20 protein-coding genes and 1 tRNA gene are annotated in these 21,278 nt (G+C 64.8%); 9 read left to right on the top strand and 12 right to left on the bottom strand.

Annotated elements, in window-relative coordinates; all coding sequences use genetic code 11:
• The first annotated feature begins 1 nt into the window (after position 1).
• Positions 2-166, top strand: a complete 165-nt coding sequence (locus J3E61_RS02335) for a hypothetical protein (protein ID WP_210082463.1) — start codon at positions 2-4, stop codon at positions 164-166.
• Positions 167-237: 71 nt separating this feature from the next.
• Positions 238-447 (top strand): hypothetical protein, encoded by a 210-nt coding sequence (locus J3E61_RS02330; RefSeq protein ID WP_210082462.1) that lies wholly within the window; start codon positions 238-240, stop codon positions 445-447.
• Between the two features lie 13 nt (positions 448-460).
• Here the strand turns inward: J3E61_RS02330 and J3E61_RS02325 are convergent, their stop codons facing one another.
• Together J3E61_RS02325 and J3E61_RS02320 are read right to left on the bottom strand one after the other, a co-directional pair.
• Positions 461-1,279, bottom strand: coding sequence for an enoyl-CoA hydratase/isomerase family protein (locus J3E61_RS02325; RefSeq protein ID WP_210082461.1), 819 nt, complete (start codon positions 1,277-1,279; stop codon positions 461-463).
• Positions 1,276-2,439: a Rieske 2Fe-2S domain-containing protein gene (locus J3E61_RS02320; protein ID WP_210082460.1), complete on the bottom strand. Its 1,164-nt coding sequence runs from the start codon at positions 2,437-2,439 to the stop codon at positions 1,276-1,278. The genes J3E61_RS02325 and J3E61_RS02320 overlap by 4 nt, the downstream gene beginning before the upstream one ends.
• Positions 2,440-2,488: 49 nt before the next feature.
• On the opposite strand from J3E61_RS02320, the gene J3E61_RS02315 reads away from it, so the two are divergent.
• Positions 2,489-3,277 (top strand): transcriptional regulator, encoded by a 789-nt coding sequence (locus J3E61_RS02315; RefSeq protein WP_210082459.1) that lies wholly within the window; start codon positions 2,489-2,491, stop codon positions 3,275-3,277.
• Between the two features lie 69 nt (positions 3,278-3,346).
• Here J3E61_RS02315 and J3E61_RS02310 read toward each other — a convergent pair whose 3' ends face one another.
• On the bottom strand, positions 3,347-5,218 hold the full coding sequence (locus tag J3E61_RS02310; RefSeq protein ID WP_210082458.1) for a propionyl-CoA synthetase: 1,872 nt from the start codon (positions 5,216-5,218) through the stop codon (positions 3,347-3,349).
• A gap of 42 nt (positions 5,219-5,260) precedes the next feature.
• Between J3E61_RS02310 and J3E61_RS02305 the strand changes: the two genes are divergently transcribed.
• Genes J3E61_RS02305 through J3E61_RS02290 form a run of 4 tightly spaced genes read left to right on the top strand, consistent with a single transcriptional unit; the run spans position 5,261 to position 9,014 of the window.
• On the top strand, positions 5,261-6,127 hold the full coding sequence (locus tag J3E61_RS02305) for an alpha/beta hydrolase (protein WP_210082457.1): 867 nt from the start codon (positions 5,261-5,263) through the stop codon (positions 6,125-6,127).
• Between the two features lie 48 nt (positions 6,128-6,175).
• A complete protein-coding gene (locus J3E61_RS02300; RefSeq protein ID WP_210085396.1) occupies positions 6,176-6,958 on the top strand; it encodes an SDR family NAD(P)-dependent oxidoreductase in 783 nt (260 codons plus the stop codon).
• Complete coding sequence (locus J3E61_RS02295; protein ID WP_192726918.1) at positions 6,955-7,425, top strand: SRPBCC family protein; 471 nt, start codon at positions 6,955-6,957, stop codon at positions 7,423-7,425. Before J3E61_RS02300 ends, J3E61_RS02295 begins: the two co-directional genes overlap by 4 nt.
• Positions 7,422-9,014, top strand: a complete 1,593-nt coding sequence (locus tag J3E61_RS02290) for an NAD(P)/FAD-dependent oxidoreductase (RefSeq protein ID WP_210082456.1) — start codon at positions 7,422-7,424, stop codon at positions 9,012-9,014. The genes J3E61_RS02295 and J3E61_RS02290 overlap by 4 nt, the downstream gene beginning before the upstream one ends.
• A gap of 3 nt (positions 9,015-9,017) precedes the next feature.
• On the opposite strand, the gene J3E61_RS02285 is transcribed toward J3E61_RS02290, so the two are convergent.
• Positions 9,018-10,133 carry a 5'-methylthioadenosine/S-adenosylhomocysteine nucleosidase gene (locus J3E61_RS02285; RefSeq protein ID WP_210085395.1) on the bottom strand — a complete coding sequence of 372 codons (1,116 nt, stop codon included), beginning with the start codon at positions 10,131-10,133 and terminating at the stop codon, positions 9,018-9,020.
• 725 nt (positions 10,134-10,858) lie between these two features.
• On the opposite strand from J3E61_RS02285, the gene J3E61_RS02280 reads away from it, so the two are divergent.
• A complete protein-coding gene (locus J3E61_RS02280) occupies positions 10,859-11,140 on the top strand; it encodes a DUF732 domain-containing protein (RefSeq protein ID WP_210082455.1) in 282 nt (93 codons plus the stop codon).
• A 9-nt stretch (positions 11,141-11,149) separates the two neighbouring features.
• On the opposite strand, the gene J3E61_RS02275 is transcribed toward J3E61_RS02280, so the two are convergent.
• From J3E61_RS02275 to kdpF, 6 genes are read right to left on the bottom strand one after another with little or no spacing between them, the layout of a single operon-like run.
• A complete protein-coding gene (locus J3E61_RS02275) occupies positions 11,150-11,842 on the bottom strand; it encodes a response regulator (RefSeq protein ID WP_210082454.1) in 693 nt (230 codons plus the stop codon).
• A complete protein-coding gene (locus J3E61_RS02270; RefSeq protein WP_210082453.1) occupies positions 11,839-14,379 on the bottom strand; it encodes a sensor histidine kinase KdpD in 2,541 nt (846 codons plus the stop codon). Before J3E61_RS02270 ends, J3E61_RS02275 begins: the two co-directional genes overlap by 4 nt.
• The gene (locus tag J3E61_RS02265; protein ID WP_210082452.1) at positions 14,366-15,235 is read right to left on the bottom strand and encodes a potassium-transporting ATPase subunit C; all 870 of its coding nucleotides are present in this window, start codon (positions 15,233-15,235) and stop codon (positions 14,366-14,368) included. The genes J3E61_RS02270 and J3E61_RS02265 overlap by 14 nt, the downstream gene beginning before the upstream one ends.
• 2 nt (positions 15,236-15,237) lie before the next feature.
• Positions 15,238-17,388, bottom strand: coding sequence for a potassium-transporting ATPase subunit KdpB (kdpB, locus tag J3E61_RS02260; RefSeq protein ID WP_210082451.1), 2,151 nt, complete (start codon positions 17,386-17,388; stop codon positions 15,238-15,240).
• On the bottom strand, positions 17,388-19,058 hold the full coding sequence (gene kdpA / locus J3E61_RS02255) for a potassium-transporting ATPase subunit KdpA (RefSeq protein WP_210085394.1): 1,671 nt from the start codon (positions 19,056-19,058) through the stop codon (positions 17,388-17,390). Before kdpA ends, kdpB begins: the two co-directional genes overlap by 1 nt.
• A gap of 8 nt (positions 19,059-19,066) precedes the next feature.
• Positions 19,067-19,219: a K(+)-transporting ATPase subunit F gene (gene kdpF, locus J3E61_RS02250; protein ID WP_210085393.1), complete on the bottom strand. Its 153-nt coding sequence runs from the start codon at positions 19,217-19,219 to the stop codon at positions 19,067-19,069.
• A 754-nt stretch (positions 19,220-19,973) separates the two neighbouring features.
• Here kdpF and J3E61_RS02245 point away from each other — a divergent pair.
• Positions 19,974-20,046, top strand: a tRNA-Leu gene (locus J3E61_RS02245).
• Between the two features lie 185 nt (positions 20,047-20,231).
• Here J3E61_RS02245 and J3E61_RS02240 read toward each other — a convergent pair.
• A complete protein-coding gene (locus tag J3E61_RS02240; protein WP_210082450.1) occupies positions 20,232-20,474 on the bottom strand; it encodes a DNA-binding protein in 243 nt (80 codons plus the stop codon).
• A gap of 67 nt (positions 20,475-20,541) precedes the next feature.
• The gene (locus tag J3E61_RS02235; RefSeq protein ID WP_210082449.1) at positions 20,542-21,021 is read right to left on the bottom strand and encodes a hypothetical protein; all 480 of its coding nucleotides are present in this window, start codon (positions 21,019-21,021) and stop codon (positions 20,542-20,544) included.
• Positions 21,022-21,278: the final 257 nt, after the last annotated feature.

Here is a 21,278-nt window from a genome sequence, read left to right as displayed (position 1 = left end):
GGTGACTTTCACGGTCGCATCACGTGACGACTCCGCGGCAGTGGCGGAAAAGCTTGGTGCTGTAGTCCTTTCGTCCGACGAAACGGAGTGGACAAAGACCGCGCTGATCTGCGATCCGCAGGGCGCCGAGCTGACGTTGAGCCAATTCACGCCGCCAGAAAACTAGTGCCGCCCTCTGCCAGTTTGGCACCGGCTGCCCTAGTTGACGGTCCGGTTAATGGACGTCAAACTTCGGGTGTGATCGAGTTGAGTGAACAGACGATCATCGACCAGATTGTCGTGCGCCTTAAGAGTCGCTATCCCGCGATCCCTCAGTCAACCGTGGAACGCGTTGTCCGCGACGTGCACGCCAGATTCGATGACAAACCGTTGCGCGACTATGTCCCGTTGTTGGTCGAGCGCCATGCGAGGAATGAACTGGACCGCATGCACGCCACCGTAGGTTAGTGGGCAATGCGCCCTAGCCCGAGCGGGCAAGCCCCGGGGTGACCGGGGTGCTCCCCGTCCGACGGTCCGGGTGGTCGCGTTCGTTGAATTGCCGTAGCCCTTCGAATGTTTCGGACGCGGAGATCGACCGGCCGAAGCATTCCGCTTCGATGCGCAGTCCGTCGTCGAGTGGTCGTCCCAGGCCGGTCCGCGCCGCTTCCAGGTCGGTGCGCAGTGCGGGCTGGGGGAGCGTCGCGATCCTCTGCGCCAACTCGATCGCCCGCTGCAGGCACGTCCCCTTCGGGACGACTTCGTTGACGAGGCCGATGCGTTCGGCTTCGCGGGCGTCGATCACCCGCCCGGTCACGATCAGTTCGATCGCGCGCCGGTATCCGAGGATGCGGGTAAGTCGTTGTGTGCCACCGTCGGCCAGCCCGATGTTCCAGCGTCGGCACGTGACCCCGAAGGTGGCGTGCTCGTCGGCGATCGCCATGTCGGTCCAGCACGCCCACTCGAGGCCGCCGGCATAGGCGACGCCGTTGACGGCCGCGATGGTGGGCTTGTAGATGTCGGTCCATCGCGAGGGGCCGAGCACGCCGTCGTCGGGAGCATGGTCGATGTCCAGTTCCCCGCCGAAAGCCGCCTTCAGGTCGCCGCCCGCGCAGAACGCCTTGTCGCCCGCGCCGGTGAGGACGCCGACTAGCGCGGCGTCGTCGTCGCGGAACCGGGCCCAGGCCTCGACTAGCTCCGAATGTGTCTGCGGCCCAATGGCGTTCATGCGCTCGGGTCGGTTGATGGTGATGACCGTGACCGGCCCGCGCTGCTGGTAGGTCAGGTGCTCGTAGTCGGTCATCGAATGGATGCCAGTCGTTCGTCGAGGTTGCAGTGGAAGCGCCCGATGGCGCTCTCGTGCGTACCGAACTCGACGAAGTCGTTGGCGCCTGCGTACAGGCCCTTCTGCACGCCCTCCGACATCTCGTTGTCCTCGATCCCGCCTTCGTTCAGCAGATCGCGGGCGCCTGCGGCGGCATCGGGGTCGGTGGACAGGCGTTCGGTGACCTCGGGTGTGACCATGGCGTAGATCGTGACGTTGGTGTGGTCGATGTCGATCGGGTCGATGGTTATCACCAGCACTTGGTTGGGAAACGTCGCGACCATGACGTTCGGGAACAGGTGGTACACGTACGTCACTCGGTGTCCGACGTTCCACGTGGCTTCGGGGCGATCGCGCAGCCGCTCAATGTTCTGATATGGGAACGTGATTCGGGTGTTTGGCCCGAACGCCTCGATGACGTTGAGGTCGTCGTATTGGATCGGGTAGAAGGTGTTCTTGTGGGTCGTGCGGATGTGGTAGCCCTCGAGGAACTGCTCGACGAGAACTTTCCAGTTCATCTGGCGTAACGCCGGCCGCACGGTGAAAAGCCGTTCCGCGGGCAGCAGCTTGTCGCGCCACGGACTGCCATTGATCAGCGCCGCCATCGCAGCGTCGGCCCCCGGCGCAGGTGACTCGAGCGGTCCGATCACGATCAGGCCGTCCACCTCACTGCTGTCGACCTCGACCAGTCCGCGGACGGACATGTCGAGATCGGGGAACGCGTCGGAATGCGGGACGTGCGAGAGCGAACCGTCGAGCTTGTACGTCCAGCCGTGATAGCGGCACACCAACGCGTGCGCGCAGCCCGGACTCTCGACCAGGGCCATACCGCGGTGCCGGCACGAATTGCGGAACACCCGTGCCTTGCCGTCGCGGCCGCGCACCGCGAACAGCGGAATACCGAACGTGGTCCGTTCGGCGTGGTCGCCGGGATTGCGAATCGCCGCCGACGGCAGGAACACGCTCGGATACGAGCGCATGGTCTTCAGCTCGTCGGCGAATCTTTCTGGACTCAAATAGTTTTCGACCGGCTCCCGCCAGGCGTCGCCTTCATCGGTCGTACCGGCGTCGATGTGCGCCAGGATGCGGTGAACGATCTCCACATCGTCGGCGACCGACGTCGTTGTCGGAGTGCTCATAGTGTGGAAGTATCACACTATGAACGTCACGCGTCAACAATATCGTGAGATGAGCGCGCGCCGCCAGGTCGCCGACCTGATCGGGGACCAGTCACTCAGCGCACGATCAGTCCTTGCGACGGCGCTGCTCGGCGCCCCGCAGCCCCACCTCACGGTCGGCGAACTGGTCGCGATGGCGTCGCTCTTCGGTATCAGCGACGGCGCCGCCCGCACGTGCTTGTGGCGCATGGTCTCCAACGGCGAACTCACCAGCGATGACGGCACCTACGCGCTCGCGGGCGGTCTGCTCGAGCGGCGTCAACGTGTAGACGAAGCGTCGCGCGCCGCGACAACTCCGCCGTGGGACGGCACCTGGGAGCTGGCGGTCGTGTCTTTGGAGCGACGGTCGGCCGCCGATCGCCTGGCGTTGCGCAAGGCGGCAACGGCTCTGCACCTCGCCGAGCTACGGGAGGGCGTCTGGATTCGGCCCGACAACCTCGACCCGGACCGGCTGCCAACGCTGCGCACTGTGCTCGACCGCCAATGTGTGCATTTCCACAACGCCGCGACGGACATCCCCGCCGAGACGGTGAGATCTCTGTTCAGTCTTGATGATTGGGCTGCAGACGCTGACAGGTTCACCGTCGCTCTGCAGGACGAACTCGACATCGATGCGGTCGGCGCCGAGGATTTTGCGTATTGGTTCGCACTGTCGGTCGCCGTCGTCCGCCATCTTCAACTCGACCCGCTGCTGCCCGCCGAAGTCATCGGAAACGACTGGCCGGGACACGAGTTGCGCCAGGCCTACCGTCGTTTCAACGAGGTGTTCCAGAAGCGGCTGAACACGGCTTTCCACTGACACCATTTGTCCCCGTGCTGTCATCAATTGATGACAGCGTTCAGACGGACATAGCCCCTGGGAACCGGGTCAGCGCTGCAGAATCGGTTTCAGCGCGTCGAGCACCGCAGGGTCTTCGATGGTCGACGGCAGGGGCTCATCCTTGCCATGGGCAATGCCACGCATCGTCTTGCGCAGGATCTTGCCCGATCGCGTCTTGGGCAGCGCAGCCACGACGTCAACGAGTTTGAAGCACGCCACCGCGCCGATCTCGTCGCGCACCAACTGAACCAACTCGGCTGCCAGGCCCTTGTCCGACGCACCGGCCTTGAGAACGACGAAACCACGCGGCACCTGCCCCTTGATCTGGTCGTGAACGCCGATCACCGCGCATTCCGCAACCGCGGGGTGGCCGGCCAGCACGGCCTCGATGGATCCCGTCGAAAGCCGGTGTCCTGCAACGTTGATCACGTCATCAATGCGTCCCATGACGAAGAGATAGCCGTCCTCGTCGAGGTATCCGCCATCCCCGGTCAGGTAGAAGCCCGGATGTTCGCACAGATACGACGCTTCGTAGCGGTCGTCGTCGCCCCACAGTGTTGGCAGCGTGCCCGGCGGCAGGGGCAACCTGACGCAGATCGCGCCCTCTTCACCGGGGTCGCATTCCGAGCCGTCGATCCGCAGGATCCGCACGTCGTATCCGGGCATCGGTACGGTTGGCGAACCCGGCTTGATGGGCATCGGTTCGACACCCATCGGGTTTGCCGCGATGGCCCAACCTGTTTCGGTCTGCCACCAGTGATCGACGACGGGAATGCCGAGGATGTCCGACGCCCAACCGTAGGTGGCAGGGTCGAGTCGTTCACCCGCCTGGAACAAATACTTCAGCGACGACAGGTCGTACTTGTTCAGGTGCAAGCCTTCGGGGTCTTCTTTCTTGATCGCGCGGATCGCTGTCGGCGCGGTGAACAATGCCTTGACACCGTGCTCGGCGGCGACTCGCCAGAACGCACCCGCATCCGGTGTACCGACCGGCTTGCCCTCGTACAGCACGGTCGTCGCCCCGAGCAGCAATGGCGCGTACACGATGTAGGAGTGGCCGACCACCCAGCCGACATCGCTTGCCGCCCAATAGACGTCGCCGGGATGCGTGTCATAGATGTTGCGCATGCTCCACAGCAGCGCCACGGCATGGCCGCCGTTGTCGCGGACGATACCCTTCGGCTTCCCTGTGGTGCCCGAGGTGTACAGCACGTACAGCGGGTCGGTGGCCGCGACCGGCACCGCGTCGACGGGTTGCGCGTCGCTCATCAGCTCGCGCCAGTCGTGATCACGGCCCGTCACAGGCTCGCATGGTCGCTGTTCGCGCTGTAGGACCACGCACGCGGGTGGGGCATGCTCGGCCATCTCGAGCGCGGCGTCGAGCATCGGCTTGTAGTCGACGGTCCGCGTCGGCTCGACTCCGCACGACGCGGTCACGATGACGGCCGGTTTCGCGTCGTCGATGCGGGTCGCGAGTTCGTGCGCGGCGAACCCGCCGAACACCACCGAATGCACCGCGCCCAGCCGCGCGCACGCGAGCATCGCGATCGCCGCCTCGGGCACCATCGGCATGTAGATGACGACGCGGTCGCCTTTGTTCACGCCCAATCCGCGTAGCGCCCCCGCGAAGCGGGCGGTCTCGTCGAGCAGCTCGCGGTAGGTGTAAGTGCGCTGCGACCCGGTCACCGGGGAGTCGTAGATGAGCGCCGGCTGATCGGCGCGGCCGCCGTCGACGTGACGGTCCAGCGCGTTGGCGCAGGTGTTCATCTCGCCATCGGGGAACCAGCGGTAGAACGGCGGGTTCGAGTCGTCGAGAACGCGCGTCGGCTCGCGCGTCCACGTCACCGCCCGCGCGGCGTCGGCCCAGAAGGCCTCGGGGTCGGCGATGCTGGCGTTGAACAGGTCTCGATAGCCACCCATACCGCGACCGTAGCGCGGGCAGGGGTACGTAGAGTGCGATTCATGCCTTCAGCGGAACCGCCACCGATCCCGGGCGTGCGCCGGTCATACGTCGAGGCCCGTGGTGTGCGCTTTCACGTGACCGAATCGGGTCCCGAGGACGGCCGCCCGGTCATCGCGTTGCACGGCTGGCCTCAGCATCACTGGGCCTACCACCCGCTGCTCGCCGACCCGCCGCCCGGCCTGCGGATCATCGCGCCTGACCTACCCGGCTTCGGGTGGTCCGGGCCCGCGCCGCACAAGTGGGCCAAGGAGGACGTCGCCAGCGATGTGCTGGCCCTGCTCGACGCGCTCGGGCTGGACAAGGTGCTGCTCGTGGGGCACGACTGGGGCGCGTACGTCGGCTATCTGATGGTCCTGCGCGATCCCGATCGCTTTGCCGGCTACCTCGCCGTGAACATGGGCTTTCCGTGGGTGACAGCGCGGCATTTCCTGCCGAACGTTTTGCCGCTGCTGCAGTACCAACCACTGATGGCCGCCTTCGGCGTGCCTTTGCAGCGCTACACAAATTTCCTCTACCTGGTCTTCAGGCTGTCGTCTGCGCTCGATCGTGAGACCGCGCGTGTGTACGTGGACCGTTTCCGCGATCCGGTGGTGGCGCGGGCAGGCCGAGACGCGTACCGGACGTTCCTGCTGCGCGAGGTGCCCAGGGGCGCAAGGCATCCCGAAAAGCGACGGGCTACGGTTCCGATTCGCGCGCTCCACGGGACGAAGGACTTCGTCATCGCCGAATCGTGGACGTCGCCGAAAAACGCCATCGCCGACGACTTCACGTTGGAGAAGATCGACGGGCCACACTTCATGCTCGAAAAGCAGGGCGACCTGGTGCGGGCGAGGCTGATCGCGCTGGCCGACGAAACGAAGGCCTGAGCGTTTGGCTTTGCCGGTGCCGGGTAGCCCGCGGGTATGGCAAACGCAATGGGCATCGCGTTGGTCACCGGTGCGTCGAGCGGTATCGGCTTCGAACTCGCGAAGCTGTTCGCCGACGACGGGTATGACCTCGTCATCGCCGCGGAGGACGACGCTATTCACGCCTGCGCCGACAAGCTCGCGACAGCGCAGATCGACGTCATTCCGGTCCAGGTCGATCTGCGCAAAGCCGACGACGTAGAACGCCTCTACCGCACCGCCACAGCGGACGGTCGGCGACTTGCCGCGGCGGCGCTCAACGCAGGTGTCGGCCGGGCCGGGCCGTTCGTCAAGGGCGATCTCGACACCGACCTGAGCATCATCGACCTCAACGTCCGCTCGACGGTCCATCTGGCCAAACGCGTGCTGTCGGACATGACCAAATCCGGAACGGGCAAGGTTTTGTTCACGTCGTCGATCGCATCGACTATGCCGGGCTCGCTGCAGACGGTCTACAACGCGTCCAAGTCGTTCATCCAGTCTTTCGCCGAGGCGCTGCAGGATGAACTCCGCGACACCGGCGTGACCGTCACCTCGCTGATGCCCGGCCCCACCGAGACGAACTTCTTCCGACGGGCGAACATGCTCGACACGCTCGTAGGGCGCATGCCGAAGGACGACTCCGCCAAAGTCGCCAAGCAAGGCTACGACGCGCTGATGAAGGGCGACCGCAAGGTGGTCGCCGAGTCGGCGCTGTCAAAGTCGATGGGCGTAGCCAACACGGTGCTTCCGGACTCGGTGAAAGCCGTTGCCAGCCGGATCATCTCGACACGGATAGGACATAACAAATGACAGGGCCCGCCGCAATCGACAGCTCGTTGACGGTCAAGCGCGACACCACCGCGACACGGCAGCAGGTGTGGGACATAGTCGCCGACGGTTGGACCTATTCACAGTGGGTGGTGGGTAACACCAGGATGCGAGCCGTCGAACCTCACTGGCCTGCACCGGGCAGCAAGATTCACCACACCATCGGGATCTGGCCCGTGGTTCTCAACGACGAGACGGAGGTCGAGTCCGCGACACCGCCGGAGGAACTGATCCTGCGTGCCAAGAGCCGGCCGTTCGGCGGTGCTCGAATAGTGTTGCGACTCTTCGACATCCCGACCGGCTGCCGCATCGAGATGGCCGAGGTGCCGGTCGGTGGACCGCTGAACCTGCTGCCGCGGCGACTGGGACTGGCCGCGGCGTACCCGAGAAATCGGGAGTGCCTGGCTCGGTTGGCCGCGTTGGCGGAACGGCGAAAAGAACCGGAGTGAATGCGCAGAGCGCCGACGCGGTGGTGATCGGGGCCGGCCACAACGGCCTGGTCGCCGCGGCGCTCCTGGCCGACGCCGGCTGGGACGTGCTGGTGCTGGAGGCTCAGCAAGAGCCCGGCGGTGCGGTGAAGAGCGCTGAGCTGTTCCCCGGCTACGTGAGCGATCTGTACAGCGCCTTTTATCCGCTGTCCGTGGCATCTCCGGCGCTCAGCGCGCTGAACCTCGAAGATCACGGCCTGCGATGGACTCATGCGCCCGCAGTCGTCGGACACGCCCGCTCGGCAGATGATGACGACGCGCCGGTGATCTACCGCGAGATCGACCGTACCGCTGACGATTTGGAGCGACGCTGCAGCGGCGACGGCGAACGGTGGCAGGCGCTGTTCGACCAGTGGCTCCGCATCAAGGACCCCATCCTGTCCACTCTGTTCTCACCGTTCCCGCCTGTGCGTGGGCCGTTGTCCCTGTTGCGGAAGCTCGGGACCGCCGATGCGCTGCGGCTGGCGCACCTGCTGCTGTTGCCGGCAGGCGTCATGGCCGAGCAGCTGTTCGAGGGTGAATCAGCACGACTCCTGTTGTTGGGCAACGCAATGCACGCCGACGTGCCAATCGATGCAGTAGGCAGCGGAGTGATGGGTTACCTGTTGATCATGATGGCGCAGGATGGCGGGTGGCCGGTACCCGTCGGCGGGGCGGGGGAGTTGGCCGCGGCACTGGTCCGCCGAGCCCAGTCGGCGGGCGCGCGCATCGAGTGTGGATGTGAGGTCGACGCGATCGACGTTCGCGGTGGACGGGCCGTCGCGGTGCATTCGAAAGATGGTGCCACGGTGCGCGTTCGGCGTGCTGTCATCGCCGACACATCGGCACCCCGGCTGTACGGCCAATTGCTTCCGGCGCACGCGGTGCCGGATGCGGTGGAGCGCAGCATGAAGCATTTCGTCTGGGATACCCCGGTTTTGAAGGTGAATTACGCGCTCGACAATGCGATACCTTGGCGGTCGAAGAGCCTGAACGACACGGGCACTGTACATCTCGGTGCGGACCACGACGGCCTGATCCGGTGGATGGCCGACCTGAACACCGCGACGCTGCCCGAGCGGCCGTTCATGTTGTTCGGCCAAATGACGACGGCGGACCCCAGTCGTTCGCCTGCCGGCACCGAAAGCGCATGGGCATATACGCATCTGCCGCGCGGCGTCGCCGACGACGAGTCGGCTCAGAGATTGGCGCTGGCTGTTGATCGCGTACTCGAGGAGCACGCCCCTGGCTTCCTCGATCGTGTCGTTGGCAAGAGCGTTCAGCGTCCATCGGATTTGCAGGCCAGCGACGCGAACCTGCACACCGGCGCGGTGAACGGCGGCACGTCGCAGCTGTTTCAGCAGTTGATCTTCCGGCCCGCTCCCGGTTTCGGTCGCGCCGAAACAACCGTCGAGAACGTCTACTTGGGCAGCGCGGGCGCCAGTCCGGGCGGCGGTGTGCACGGTGTCTGCGGACGCAACGCCGCGCGCGCTGCGCTGGCAGGCAGTGGTGTGCGCGGCTGGCCGCGTCGTCGGCTCACCCGTGCAGTGCTGTCGTTGGCGACGCGGTGATACTCACGCGCCGTCCCAGTTCTGCAGGAACGCTTCGGCGACGATCGCGGCGTTGTCTGCGGCGATCTGCTTGTAGACGGCGAACGTGAACGGGTAGCCCGGCAGGTTGAGCGGATCGCCCGGCCCGTCGGACATGCCGCGGATGCCGAGGAACGGGATGCCGTGCGCGTCGGCGACCTGTTGCGCCGCAGCGGTCTCCTGGTCGACGGCGTCCACGGCAGGCGTCGCGGGGCTCAGCAGTCCGGTCAGGTTGCTGACGAGCCCGAAGGCCAGGAACGGCACGATGGCCTGGAAGAAGTTGCCGGTGAACAGAAGTGAGAAGTCCGGCGCGGCGCAGGGCTGTGCACCGAAGATGTCGCCGACGAACGGAATCGACGGGAGAGCAGGGAACGCCGTCCCGTTGTTGTTGTCGTCGCTGGAGCCGTCACCGCCGACGACCAGATCCGGTTCGCGCTTGAGGTCGATCTGCGGGCCTGCGAACAGCCCGCAATAACAGTTCGGGTCGCCGATGCTGTCTCGACTCAGCAGGTCGACGTCCAACGCGTTGGCGGTGGCGAGCATGCCCGGATCGACAGCGTGCCAGGTTTGGCCGTCGTCGGAGGTCCATCGGGCCGGCACCGCCACGTCCCCGATCTCGGTGCGCCCCGAACCACCGGCGACGCCCGAGAAGACCACTGCGCCAATCGATATGCCGGATTCACCAGTAAAGTGGTCGAGCGCGATCTCGGTCGTCTGCGTGGCGTTGACCATGCCGATGCCGGTCATCGCGACGATCACCTTTTTGCCACCCAGCGTGCCGAGGTAGAAGTGATGCCCGTCGACGACCACCGAGGGGTTCGGATCGAGGGTGGTGCGGGCGAGAATAGCGTCGGTTTCCGCGGGAAAGGCCGAAAGAATCAGTGTGCGCTGTTCGGTCGTCTGACTCGTGTGCTGCGTGTCCACGGGCTTGTCGCTCAGCGACGGTGTGGTGAATGCCCGTTCGAACTCGCGGCGCGCGAACGCCAGCAGAGACCAGATCGACGGACCTTCGGCGGGCGCTCCTGGTGTGCTTTCTGCGGCGAACGGGCTCAGGATCGCGTTGACGACTCCGGACACCACAGCGGTCACTGCGCGGACCATGTTGGGCTGCACCGGTTTCGGTGTTGCCGACGTGCTGATCGTGGCGCGGCTTGATGCGACGGGCGACTGCGTCGGATCAGAGGGTCCGCTGGGGACGGCGGTGGTGTCCTCCTGCTTCGCGACGGCGGGCGCCGCATGCTTCACGTCCGAGGCCGCCGACACGGCCGTCGTCGGCTTCGGCTTCGGCTTGGCCGCCGGCGCGGCAGACCGTTTCTTTCGCAGTGGCTTCGTGGGCGGCGTCTCGTCGGTGTCCTTGTTTGGCGGATCGGCGGCTTCGGTCGCCTTGTCGCTGTGGTCGGCCTTCGTGTCGGTCGTGCTGGACGACGTGGATCCGACGGCGCCGTCAGTTTCGTCGGCCCACGCGAGGCCGCTCTGCCACCCGGTCATGACGGCAGCGCCGATGCCCAGGGCGACGGTCAAGCCGCCGACCCTACGCAGCCATGCCCCCACAGGCATGCGGAATGTATATCGCTTGGGTGCGGTCGGCGCGCCAGATTTGCGATAGCTGCTGAGATCGTTTGGTCGCGGTGTTAGCAGCAATTTCTACTTCAGGGTCGTGGTGTGCACCCGTTATGCGGAATTGCACAGCCATGGCGTCGAAATCGCGCCTAGCGTGCCGAAGCTCACTCTGCTCGAGCTCATCAGCTCAGAACATGCCCCGATCCGCGCTGATTAGCGGTAACGTTGGCACCTCCAACAGCAACAATGGGAAAGTTCACTCTGACATGTGGTCCATCCGGCTTGGAGCCCTGGCCGCCGGTGCGGCGATCTCACTGGCAGTTGCCTCACCCGCCGCGGCGGACGCGGGAAGCTTCCTCAAAGAGGTCCAGCCGTTCTATCAGAACTTCAGCGCCGAGCAGTTGCTGTCCGAGGGGTTCAGGGTCTGCTCCGCGCAGGACAGCGGCATGAACTCCCCGAAGGCCGTCCAGATGGTCCAGGACGACATCGGAGCATCGGTGACCGCGGCGGGCGACATCGTCGCGGCTGCGGTCGTCCATCTCTGCTGAGGCGGGCCGTTACTGCTGGAATCGGTAACCCATCCCCGCCTCGGTCAGCAGGTGCACGGGGTGTGACGGATCGTCTTCGAGTTTGCGTCGCAGCTGCGCCAAATACACCCGTAGATAGTGGGTTTCCTTGGCGTAAGCCGGACCCCAGACTTCCTTGAGTAGCTCCTCGCGGCCGACAAGCTTGCCGCGGTTGCGCACCAGCATCTCGAGCATGCCCCACTCGGTGGGAGTCAAATGGACTTCCGTGCCGTTCTTGGTCACCTTCTTCGCAGCGAGGTCGACGGTGAACGACGACGTTTCGATCACCGGCTCGTCGGTTTCCGACGCGGCAGTGCCCCGGCGCACCGCTGCCCGCAACCGCGCCAGAAATTCGTCCATCCCAAAGGGTTTGGTGACATAGTCGTCCGCGCCTGCGTCAAGCGCTTCGACCTTGTCCGACGAATCGGTGCGTGCCGACAGCACGATCACCGGTGCGGTGAGCCAGCCGCGTAGCCCGCCGAGCACCTCGATACCCGACATGTCGGGCAGCCCGAGATCCAGCACGATGACGTCGGGCCGGTGATCGGCCGCCGTGCTGAGAGCCTCGGCGCCGCTCGCGGCGGTGAACACCTCGTAGCCGCGCACCGAGAGGTTGATCCGCAACGCGCGCAGTATCTGCGGCTCGTCGTCGATGACCAGCACCCTGGTTTTCTGCGGGGTCATGGCTCGTCCTTCGGTGCGGCGAGGTCGATTTCGGCGGTGAGCCCGCCACCGGGCGTGTCCGTCGCCGAAATGGTGCCGCCCATTGCCTCGACGAAACCCCGGGCAACCGACAGGCCCAGGCCGACACCGATGCTGGTGTCGTGGTCGCCGAGCCGCTGGAACGGCGCGAACAACTGCTCCTCGCTGCCGCGCGGAATGCCAGGCCCCTCGTCGATGACAGCGATGAGCACGCGGTCGCCGACCTGCCCCGCCGTGACGCGGATCGGGCTGTCCGGGGCGTAGCGCAATGCGTTGTCGATCAGGTTGGCCAGCACGCGTTCGAGCAGACCGCTGTCGGCCATCACCACCGCGTCGTCGACGTCGACCTTGACGCGGTCCAGGCCTTGCCTGCGAAAACCGGTGACGCCCTTGCTGATTGCCAGCAGTGCGCGCTGCACGGTTTCTTCCAGGTACACCCGTTGCAGCTCTGGCCGCAGCACACCGGCGGCCAGGCGCGACGAGTCGAGCAGGTTGCCCACCAACGCGGTGAGCTGGTCGACGGACTCCTCGATGGTGGCGAGCAGTTCGGCGGTGTCCTCCGCTGAGAAGTCGATGTCGTCGCTGCGCAGGCTGGATACCGCGGCCTTGGCGGCGGCCAACGGTGTGCGCAGGTCGTGGCTGACGGCCGAGAGCAGTGAGCGGCGCAGTTCGTCGGCTTGCGCGATGGCCTCGGCCTTGCCTGCTTCTTCGGTCAACTCCCGCTGCTTGACCAGTCCCGCCGCCTGCTTGGCGACCGCGCTGAGCACCCGGCGATCGCGCGCGGCCAGCTTGCGGCCTGCCATCAACAACCAGAACTCGTCGTCGCCGACTTCGATGGCGCTGTCGGCGGTGTCGACGTCGACGCAGGGATCCTTGCCCACGCAGCCGACAATGCCTGTGCCTTCCCGCAGCAGGCTGACGGCGCGCTGGGAATAGGTTTCGCGGACCCGCTCGAGCAAGGTGTCGAGGTCTGCGCCGCGCAGCACCGAGCCGGCGAACAGTGCGAGTAGTTCGGCTTCCTGCGACGCATGTCGGGCTTCGCGCGACCGACTGGCCGCCCCGTCGACCAAGGCCGAGACGGCGATCGCGACGAGCAACAACACGACGATGGTCACTGCGCTGTCGGGTTCGGCGATCGTGAACGTGTAGCGAGGCTCGACCAGGAAGTAATTCAGCAGCAATCCAGAGAGCACCGCCGACAGCACAGCGGGTGCGACGCCGCCGAGCAGCGCGACCGTCAGCACGCCGATGAAGAAGATCGCGCTCTCGCCGCCGATCCCCAGGTACGGATCGAGCCCGTAGACGATCAATGCGCAGATCGCCGACGGAACCACGACGGCGGCAAGCCAGGACATCGCATGGTGTTGTCGCGGCGTCAGCCGTGCCAACACCGAGCTTCGGCCCGCATGTTCGTGCGTGACCATGTGCACGTCGATCTTGCCGGACTGCTGTACCACCGACGCGGCGATGCCCTCGTCGAAGATGCGGGCCCACCGTGAGCGCCGGGACGTACCGATCACCAACTGGGTGGCGTTCTCGTCGCGGGCGAAATCCAGTAGGGCGCTTGGCACGTCGTCACCGACAACGGTGTGCAGAGTCGCGCCCAGGCTCATCGCCAGCTCACGCACCTTGCCCATCTGCGGTGCCGAGACGCCGGAGAGTCCGTCGCCGCGGACGACGTGCACTACCAGCAGTTCTGCGCTGGATTTCGACGCGATACGGGATGCCCTACGCACCAAGGTTTCCGATTCCGGTCCACCCGTTACGGCGACAACGACCCGTTCGCGCGCCTCCCAGGTGTCAGTGATCTGGTTTTCTGCGCGATACTTCTCAAGTGCCGCGTCGACCTGGTCAGCGAGCCACAGCAGCGCCAATTCGCGTAGCGCCGTGAGGTTCCCGCGCCGAAAGTAATTCGAAAGCGCGGCATCGACGCGTTCGGGCGCATAGACATTGCCGTGGGCGAGCCTGCGCCGCAACGCTTCCGGGGTGATATCGACCAACTCGATCTGGTCGGCCGCGCGCACGACTTCGTCGGGCACCTTCTCCTGTTGTTCGATGCCGGTGATCTGGGTGACGACGTCGTTGAGGCTTTCCAGGTGCTGGACGTTGACCGTTGAGATGACGGTGATGCCGGCGTCGAGCAGCTCCTCGACGTCCTGCCAGCGCTTGGGGTTCTTGCTGCCGGGAGTGTTGGTGTGCGCGAGTTCGTCGACCAGTACCACTTGCGGTTGGCGTTTGAGCACCGCCTCGATATCGAGTTCACCGAAGCGCTTGCCCCGGTATTCGATGGATTTGGGCGGCACCATGTCGATGCCGTCGAGCAACTCGGCGGTCTTCTTGCGGCCGTGTGTCTCGACGATGGCGGCCACCAGATCGGTGCCGCGTTCCAGGCGGCGATGCGCCTCGCCGAGCATCGCGTACGTCTTGCCGACGCCGGGCGCTGCGCCGAGGTAGATGCGCAGCTCCCCGCGTTTGGTGGCGCACTGCGGGTTGCTCACATCAACATCATCCACCTGCATACTTCTGATCGAGTTCGATATTCAATGCCAGGACGTTGACGGTGGGTTCACCCATGAAGCCGAGCCAGCGGCCGTCGGTGTTGTCCGCAACGGCTTGCTTGACCTGGTCAGCGCTCAGGCCTCGGACGCGGGCCACCCGGTCGACCTGCAGGTCGGCGTAGGCGATCGAGATGTGCGGGTCGAGGCCGCTGCCGCTGGCGGTGACGGCGTCTGCAGGCACTCGCGGATCTGCGGAGGCTGCGCCGCGGATCGGCACGATCTGGCCGATGCTGTAGTCCTCACCGACCTTGGCGCATTCGACACGGACACCTTCATAGGTGTTGAGGAACGGTGTCTTCGTCGTGTCGCATGGCTCGTTGACACTCACCACCCTTGTCGGGTGCACGACATTGCCGACCGCGTCGCGGGGGCCGATCACCGACAGCACCGCGCCGACACCCTCGCCGGTGCAGAACGGGCGCGCACCGTCCACGCCTTCGCGCTCTCCGACGGCCTTGCTGCGCGTGCAGACCTGCGTGAGCAGGCTCGGCTTGTCCTTGTCGACGATGCTCTCCGGGCCGAGGTTGCTAGCGCCGGTGGCCAGCGGGTCGTACCCGCCGCCTGCGGCCGACGGGCGACTCTGGAAGTACTGCGGCAGCGCGTTGCCGTCCTTGTCGGTGAACGACTGCCCAATCAGGCTGCTGCCCAACGGTTTTCCATTGGGCTCGACGATCGACCCGTCGGCCTTGTCGTGCAGGCCGGGGATCTGCGCGACCAGCCAGATGAACACCGGGTAGGCGAGACCGACGATGACCGTGAGCACGAGTAGGGCGCGCAATGCGGCCCAGTGTTGACGAGCCAGATTCGAGAGCTTCATTTTCACATCCCTGGGAGGAATTGGATGACGAGGTCGATCAGCTTGATGCCGATGAACGGCGCGATGATGCCGCCGAGCCCATAGACATAGAGATTGCGGCTCAACAGCTTGGACGCGCTGCTGGGGGTGTAGCGAACACCCCTTAGCGACAACGGAATAAGCGCGACGATGACGAGCGCGTTGAAGATCACCGCTGACAGGATCGCGGACTGCGGGCTGTGCAGCCGCATGATGTTCAGCAGATCCAGGCCGGGGAACAGAGCGACGAACATCGCAGGAATGATCGCGAAGTACTTGGCGATGTCGTTGGCGATCGAGAACGTGGTCAATGCGCCGCGGGTGATGAGCAGTTGCTTGCCGATCTCGACGATCTCGATCAGCTTGGTCGGGTCGGAGTCGAGGTCGACCATGTTGCCGGCCTCTTTGGCCGCCGACGTGCCGGTGTTCATCGCGACGCCGACGTCGGCTTGTGCCAGCGCGGGTGCGTCGTTGGTGCCGTCGCCGGTCATCGCGACCAGCTTTCCGCCCGCTTGCTCCTGCTTGATCAGGGCCATCTTGTCCTCGGGCGTGGCCTCGGCGAGGAAGTCGTCGACACCGGCCTCGTCGGCAATGGCCTTGGCGGTCAACGGGTTATCGCCGGTGATCATCACGGTGCGGATGCCCATGCGGCGCATCTCGTCGAAGCGTTCGCGCATGCCCTGCTTGACGACGTCCTTGAGGTGGATGACGCCCAAAATTGAGGACGTGCCGACTCCGTCTTCTTGAATGACCTGCCCGACGACCAGGGGAGTACCGCCCGCGGCGGAGATGCCGTCGACGATGTCGCCGAGTTCTGTTGTCACGACGCCGCCTTGGCTACGGACCCATTCGGCGACCGCGGCCGCCGCACCCTTGCGCAGCGAGTGGCCGGGCTCGAGGTCGACGCCGGACATCCGGGTCTGCGCGCTGAACTCGACCCAATGCGCCTTGTCGAGTTCGCCTGGCGTGCGGGCACGCAGCCCGTATTCCTGTTTGGCGAACACGACGATCGAGCGGCCTTCGGGCGTTTCGTCGGCGAGGCTGGACAGTTGCGCGGCGTCGGCGAGCGATTCCGGTGACACACCCGTGACCGGGACGAAGGCGGAGGCCTGGCGGTTGCCAAGCGTGATGGTGCCGGTCTTGTCGAGCAGCAGCGTGTTGACGTCGCCTGCAGCCTCGACGGCGCGACCCGACATCGCCAGCACGTTGCGCTGCACCAGGCGGTCCATGCCCGCGATGCCGATGGCCGACAGCAGCGCGCCGATGGTGGTCGGTATCAGGCAGACCAGCAGTGAGACCATCACGATGCCGCTGACGCCGTTGCCGTTGAGCGACAACGAATCCGGGACGCCGGGGTTGTTGGCTTTGGCGAAGATCGCCAGCGGTTGCAGGGTGGCTACGGCGAACACGAAGATGATCGTCAACGACGAGAGCAGAATGTTCAGCGCGATCTCGTTGGGCGTCTTCTGCCGGTTGGCGCCTTCGACGAGCGCGATCATCCGGTCGATGAAGCTCTCGCCAGGCTTCTGCGTGATCTTGACGACGATGCGGTCGGACAGCACGGTGGTGCCGCCGGTGACAGCCGAACGGTCACCGCCCGACTCGCGGATGACGGGCGCCGATTCACCGGTGATGGCCGATTCGTCCACCGAGGCAATGCCTTCCACGACGTCGCCGTCACCGGGAATGGTCTGGCCGGCTTCGACGACGACGACATCGCCCTGCTGTAGCAGGGGAGCGCCTACCTCTTCCTCCCGGCCCGGCGCACCGGGTGACCAACCGACGAGGCGGCGGGCCACAGTCGCGGTCTTGGTCTTGCGCAGCGTCTCAGCTTGGGCTTTGCCGCGGCCCTCGGCGACGGCCTCGGCGAGGTTGGCGAAAACGACGGTCAGCCACAGCCATATCACGGTCAGCCAGGCGAACCAGGACGGATCAATGACCGCGAGGATCGTGCTCCAGACGGCGCCGATCTCGACGATGAACATGACGGGATTACGCCACAGCGTGCGCGGGTCGAGCTTGCGCAGCGCGTCGGGCAGCGACTTCCACAGCATCTTCGGGTCCAGCAGACCACCCTGGATTCGCTTGGGGCTGACGGTTTTCGGCTCAGCAGATTCGAGTGTGGCGACGGACATCAGTGAATTCCTTCGGCGAGGGGGCCGAGCGCAAGCATCGGCAGGAAGGTGAGGGCGACCACGATCAGCGTCACACCGGCGACCATGCCGACGAACTGCGGACGGTGCGTCGGCAGCGTCCCGATGGACTCAGGCGCCTTGCCCTGCTTGGCCAGCGAGCTGGCCAATGCGAGCACGAAGATCATCGGCAGGAAGCGGCCGAACACCATCGCCAGGCCGAGTGCCGTGTTGTACCACTCGGTGTTGACGGTGATGCCTGCGAACGCCGAACCGTTGTTGTTAGCAGCAGAGGTGAACGCGTAGAGCACCTCTGCGAGGCCGTGTGGTCCTGAGTTGAGCATGCCGGCTCGTTGGCCGGGCATGGCCATCACGATGGCGGTGCCGGTCAGCACGATCAGCGGGGTGATCAGGAAATACGTTGCGGCGAGCTTGATCTCACGCGGAGTGATCTTCTTGCCGAGGTATTCCGGGGTGCGGCCGACCATAAGCCCGGCGACGAACACGGTGATGATGGCCAGGATCAGCATGCCGTAGAGGCCGGAGCCGACACCGCCGGGCGCGACCTCGCCTAGTTGCATGTTGAACAAGGTGACCATGCCCCCCAGGCTGGTGTAGGAGTCGTGGAACGAGTTGACCGCGCCGGTGGACGTCAGCGTCGTCGCATCGGCGAAGACGGCCGAATCGGCAACGCCGAAGCGCTGTTCCACGCCTTCCATCGCCGAGCCGATTGCGGTGGGGACGGTGCCGTGGTGTTGCAGCTGGAACAGCATCATGAAGCTGACGCTGAGCGTGGCGATGACGGCCATGACCGCTGCGATCGCGTAACCCTGTTTCTTGCTTTCGACCATCCGGCCGAAGGTGCGGGGGAGCGAGAAGCTGATGACGAGCAGCAGGAAGATCTCGACCCAGTTGGTCCAGGCGTTGGGGTTCTCGAACGGATGCGCGGAATTGGCGTTGTAGAAGCCGCCGCCGTTGGTGCCGAGTTCCTTGATGGCTTCCTGGCTGGCAACCGGTCCACCGGGGATGGTCTGCTGGGCGCCGCTGAGTGTGGTGACGACTTGGTCGTGCAGGTGGAAGTTCTGGATGGCGCCACCGGCGATCAGGATGATCGCGGCAATCATGGAGAGCGGCAACAGGATTCGGATGGTGCCCCGGACCAGGTCGACCCAGAAGTTGCCGAGCTCACCAGTCATGCGGCGAGCCAGGCCGCGGATGAACGCGATGGCGACGGCCATGCCGACGGCGGCCGAGACGAAGTTCTGTACGGCGAGGCCGGCCATCTGAACGAGGTGCCCTTGGGTGGATTCACCCGAGTACGCCTGCCAGTTGGTATTCGTCACAAAGCTGACGGCGGTGTTCCACGCCAGCGCCGGAGTCATCTGCGTGGCGGGATCGTTGAGGTGCAGCGGCAGCTTGCCCTGAACGAGTTGGAAGATGAACAGGAACAGGACGCTGACGGCGGAGAAGGCCAGCACGCTGCGGGCGTAGGCGCCCCACGTTTGTTCGGCGTTGGAGTCGGCGCCGATGAGCCGATAGATGAGGCGTTCGGGCCGGGAGTCCTTCGTCGGCGTGTAGACCCGGTACATGTAGTCGCCGAGTGGGACGTGCACGGCCGCCAGCGCGACGATCAGCGATACGAGGAACAGGATCCCCGCTGTCTCCGAGGACATGGTGCTCACTAGAACCTCTCGGGGAAGAGCAGCGCGGCGAAGAGGAAGAGGGCCAGGAGGACCGCGAGGACAAGGCCCACGAGGTTTTGACTCACAGGTTCTCGACCAATTTCTGAACCAGGCCGAGCACGGCGAAGATCGCCAGCGTCAGGGCGATGAATATGACCACGGACATGCCCGTCTCCAACGTTTACGGGGCGTCGGATTTCGACGTCCTAACCGAGGATCGGCCCAGCTCACGGGGTTGATGGCGGCGTTAACGGTTTCTTGACGGGCCGGAGGTGTTCCTTTACGGAATCACGTCATCGCCTCGGGGCGCGGATAAAAAATTGCCCGCGTACCGAGCGACAACGAGGATCGGTAGCCGTCGCGTCGCACCGTGGGGCTGGTCTCTACCATCAGGCGAGGCCCCCATAGCCCAGTTGGCAGAGGCAGCGGACTTAAAATCCGCCAGCGGTGTCATAGGCGTGTGGAACACTGGCAGCAGTACGAGATGCCGACCCACTATTTTCCGCTAGGTATAAGAGCCGCAATAGCTTTGGAGAACTAATGCCGTACGTCAACCCGGAAGATGAACGAGCGTATCAGCGCCTCCATTATGAACAACATAAGGAGTTGTACAAGACAAGGGCCGTCGCGTCTCGCGCAAAACAGCGCATTGAACAGCGCTTGTTGATTAGGCAATATTTGGAGGCTCATCCATGCGTGGATTGCGGCATCGCAGATATACGCGTCTTACAATTTGATCACGTTGAGCGCGGACCCGACATTCGCAGGATTTCCAGGTTGATAGGGACCCGCAATAAGCTGCTTGCTGAGCTTGACAAGTGTGAGGTCAGGTGCGCCAACTGCCATATGATTAGGACTGGCGTCCAGCTTGACTGGAAGACGAGGACGTAGACTCTTCTCGGTCGAGCCCCAGTAGCCCAACGGCAGAGGCGAAGGACTTAAAATCCTTGAGTTGCGAGTTCGACTCTCGCCTGGGGCACGTCGAGTTACCGCGAGTTGCATCGTAATTGGGCTACGCGGGCGTGTCGTTGTGCAGCGCAGTCCGAAGTCTCTGCGCCGCTATTTCGCGCGACCACGCTCTCGGTCAAGGAGTAGAGGACACTCGCTTCGTGCACTTAGCTCGGCGACGGCCAAACCCCTAGTGCCCTAGTGCCTACTTCTAATTCAGCTCTCCGTGCCGGACGATCGGATTCCGACGGCGCAAATACGTCGCCATCGCAGCATCCCGCCACGAGCGGTCTTGGCCTTCTGCGCCGCTATCCATGCCGCCACATCAGCATCGTCGTAGAACACGGTGCGCCCCAACCTGGATGAGCGCCTTCCCTCGCCGCGGTACCGCCACCAGCGCCATGTGCCCTCGGATATGCCGTACTGCTCTACGAGTTCGGCTGTCTTCTTGTGTGCCATCGTCTGGGTTCGAGTCCCAGTGGGGGCACTGCAAATGGCGGCTCCTCATGGCCCGAGGAGACCGGAGTTATTGCGGAAAGCCCAGGCTCCAGCCTCGGTAGGTCCAGCCAGACCCCACATGGGGGGTGGGCAGAATCTGGATGTTGTGCCCGTCGCCGTAGCCTCGCTTGAGCCCTTGGACGCCGCCGGAGATATACGTTCCGTCACCGCGGGCAATGTCGATGTGGGCGCCATACGGGCTTTTGCTGAAGACAAGTGCCCCCCGCGGGGCATTCATATCGGTGTGTATTTGGCCCTGTCGAAGAAGGGTTTGGTACATGGTTTCGGCGGCGCCGTCCCACCCGTACTGGCCCTGCGGCACGCCGTAGGCCCAGGCCACAAAAGCCTCGCATCCGTATGGGCCGAACTGGTCTGAGCCGAGCGCGGCTTCGGCCTTCGAGATCGCGGCTTCCGCTCCGGGAATCGTGTCAGCTGAGGCGCTAGGTGCAAATAAGAATGAGGCGGCAAGTAGGGCGGCCGAAAGTGCCAGACAGATTCGGACGTTCAACTCGTGACTCCATTCCCTGCGTACATCATGGCCTCGTCGATGGGACGTCACTCGAATCTGCTCAAGCGAGTTTCAATGGCGTTCAGGCGCTCTTCAGGTGACGCTCAGATACCCATCGTGCGGTAGTTAAAACTGCTAGGCAACTTGGGACCGCCGATGATCGCGGTCGGCCTTTGGGCGACTGGCGGAAGCACCTGCGTCCCGCTAAGCCGTATTGCGCGACGATGCACACCTCCTGCGCCAAGGACGTCGAGCGC

It is taken from the genome of Mycobacterium sp. OAE908, assembly GCF_017872775.1.
GTDB lineage: Bacteria > Actinomycetota > Actinomycetes > Mycobacteriales > Mycobacteriaceae > Mycobacterium.
This window is presented reverse-complemented; position numbering and strand designations above follow the sequence as displayed.